This window comes from Micromonospora sp. M51 (assembly GCF_018070305.1).
GTDB classification, from domain to species: Bacteria; Actinomycetota; Actinomycetes; order Mycobacteriales; family Micromonosporaceae; genus Micromonospora; species Micromonospora parva.
This window is the reverse complement of sequence record NZ_JAGPXZ010000782.1, coordinates 1-2,747: the sequence shown is the minus strand read 5'-3', so window position 1 is coordinate 2,747 and position 2,747 is coordinate 1. Positions and strand designations below refer to the sequence as shown.

At 71.4% G+C, this 2,747-nt stretch carries 1 protein-coding gene and 2 pseudogenes; all 3 read right to left on the bottom strand.

Annotation, left to right across the window (positions count from 1 at the left end; translation table 11 throughout):
• Positions 1–491: pseudogene (locus tag KBX53_RS28705) on the bottom strand (hypothetical protein); the annotation flags it as partial.
• 131 nt (positions 492–622) lie between these two features.
• Positions 623–1,163, bottom strand: a pseudogene (locus KBX53_RS28700) (hypothetical protein).
• A gap of 51 nt (positions 1,164–1,214) precedes the next feature.
• On the bottom strand, positions 1,215–2,747 hold a 1,533-nt coding region (locus KBX53_RS28695; RefSeq protein ID WP_210862698.1), incomplete at its 5' end, for a sodium/proton-translocating pyrophosphatase.

Genomic DNA, 2,747 nt, shown 5'->3' with positions numbered 1-2,747 from the left:
AGCGGGTCACCGCCGGCCAGCCCGGCCGCCGCGAGCGCGACGCCGATCGACTCCCAACACTCCTGGTCGTCGGGGCCCAGCCGCAACAGGTAACAGTCGGGAGGCTCCGGCGTCCCGGCGGCGGCGAGCCACAGCCGCAACCGCCGGCCGGTCAGGTGGAAGGCCGCCGGCGGGCGTTTCGTCGAACCGTTCAGCCAGGCGGCCGCGAGCGGCTTCAAGACCCGGGTGTACGACGTACGCACGGCGTGTCGCTCGCCCTCGATCGGCTCCCAGCTGGCGGCCAGCCCGCGCGACGCCAGTTCGGCGACGAGCACGTGCACCCGCCACGCGGCGTCCACCCGCACCGAGAGCCGGGCGGTGCCGCCCATCCGGACCACCTCAGCCGGCCCGGCGAGCAACCCGGCGAGGTCGGCGACGGCCGGTTCGGCAGCGTCCGCGCCGAAGAACACAAGTTGCCGGCCCGCGTCGTCACCCGGGGCCGGGCCGTTCACTGGGGAGCCGTGTTGCGACGGGCCGTTCCGCGGCGCGCCGCCACGGCGTCGCCCGGGAGTGGGCGTGTCGGACTCGGGCGCGGGGAACAGCGCCGGGGGCGGCTGCGCCTTCCCGGTGTCACCGAGCCCGCTCAGCGACACTCCGGCACCTCGTCGAATGCCTGTTTCAACTCCTCGGAGTTGAGTTTGCTGGTGTCCAGCGCGCTGGCGTCGTACTCCTTGTTGAGCGTCTCCACCGCCGCCCGCACGCCGTCGTAGAAGACGGTCGGCTCGCCGGTGCCCAGGCCGTCGATGGTGTCCCGGGCACGGCCGTACGCGTCCCGCATCTTCCCCAGCGAGCTGCGGAAACCCACGGAGATGGCCTCGCCGTTGTCGGTCTCCGGGATGCCCGCCTTCTCCACCCTTGCGGCGCGCGGCCTCGCTGGCCTGCTCCGCCCCGTCGAAGAGCCGCACCAGGTTCTCCTTGGCCTGCGCCGGCGTGGTCTGCGCGGTCATCTGCTCATCAGTGCTGCTGGTCAGCTTGTTGATCTCCAAGCGCCACGGGGTGAGCGCGCCGCAGACCGAGGCCGCCCAGGCCCGTGGGCTGGGGCCGCCGCCGCAGCCGGCCAGGACGACGATCGTGGCCAGGACCACCGTGAGCTTTCCGGCGGCAGACGCCCGGCACGTACGCATGCGTTGCAGCGTACGGCCTTTGGCCAGGTGTGGCACCGGGCCGTTCCTGGGTCAGGCGTTCACCGTCTCCGGACGGTGATCGGTGCTGCCCGCGCCGGTGTTGCCATCGGCGTCCGAGTCGGACATCGCGATGCCCTTGCGCTTGCTGAACACCACCGACGCCACGATGATCAGCGTCGCCACCAGCGCGATGCTGACGCGCAGGCCGACGTTGCGGTCGTCGCCGACGCTCCAGGCCACCACGGCGGGCGCGATCAGCAGCGAGACCAGGTTCATCACCTTGATCAGCGGGTTGATCGCCGGGCCGGCGGTGTCCTTGAACGGGTCACCGACGGTGTCGCCGATGACAGTGGCGGCGTGCGCCTCGGAGCCCTTGCCGCCGTACGCGCCGTCCTCGACCAGCTTCTTGGCGTTGTCCCAGGCCCCACCGGAGTTGGACAGGAACACCGCCATCAGGGTGCCGGCACCGATCGCACCGGCCAGGTACGCGGCGAGCGCGCCGGGCCCGAGGCCGAAGCCGACAGCGATCGGCGCCAGGATGGCGAGCAGACCGGGGGTCATCAGCTCGCGCTGCGCGTCCCGGGTGCAGATGTCGACCACCTTGCCGTACTCCGGGCGCTGGGTGCCGTCCATGATGCCGGGCAGCTCACGGAACTGCCGGCGGACCTCCATCACCACGGCACCGGCCGAGCGGGACACCGCGTTGATGGCCAACCCGGAGAAGAGGAACACCACCGCCGCGCCGATGATCAGGCCGACCAGGTTGCGCGGGTTCGCCACGTTCAGCGAGTTGAGGATCTCCGTCCCGACGTCGCCCACGCCAGCCGTCGCGTACGCGCTGCGGAGCGAGTCGGTGTACGAACCGAACAGCGCGGTCGCGGCGAGCACCGCAGTGGCGATCGCGATGCCCTTGGTGATCGCCTTGGTGGTGTTGCCGACCGCGTCCAGCTCAGTGAGCGTGCGAGCGCCGTGCTCGTCGAGGTCACCGGACATCTCGGCGATGCCCTGGGCGTTGTCGGAGATCGGCCCGAAGGTGTCCATCGCGACGATCACGCCGACGGTGGTGAGCAGGCCGGTGCCGGCCAGCGCCACCGCGAACAGCGACAGCGTGATGGAGCTGCCGCCGAGGAGGAACGCCCCGAAGACGCCGGCGCCGATCAGCAGAGCCGAGTAGACAGCCGACTCCAGGCCGATGCTGATGCCGGCCAGGATCACCGTCGCCGCACCGGTCTGCGAGCTCTTGCCGATGTCCTGCACGGGGCGCCGGTTGGTCTCGGTGAAGTAGCCGGTCAGCGCCTGGATCGCGGCGGCCAGCACGATGCCGATGACCACCGCGCCGATGGCGACCAGCCGGGGGTTGCCGGGCGCGTCGGTAAGCCCGCTGTCGAACTCGCCGAAGGTCGCCGGGAGGTACGCGTAGGCGGCGATCGCCACCAGCACCGCGGAGAGCACCGCCGACAGGTAGAAGGCCCGGTTGATCGCGGTCAGGGCGTTGCGGTCGGTCGCGCGCAGCCGGGTGATGAAGACACCGACGATCGCGATCAGCACGCCGATGGTGGAGATGATCAGCGGGAAGACCAGGCC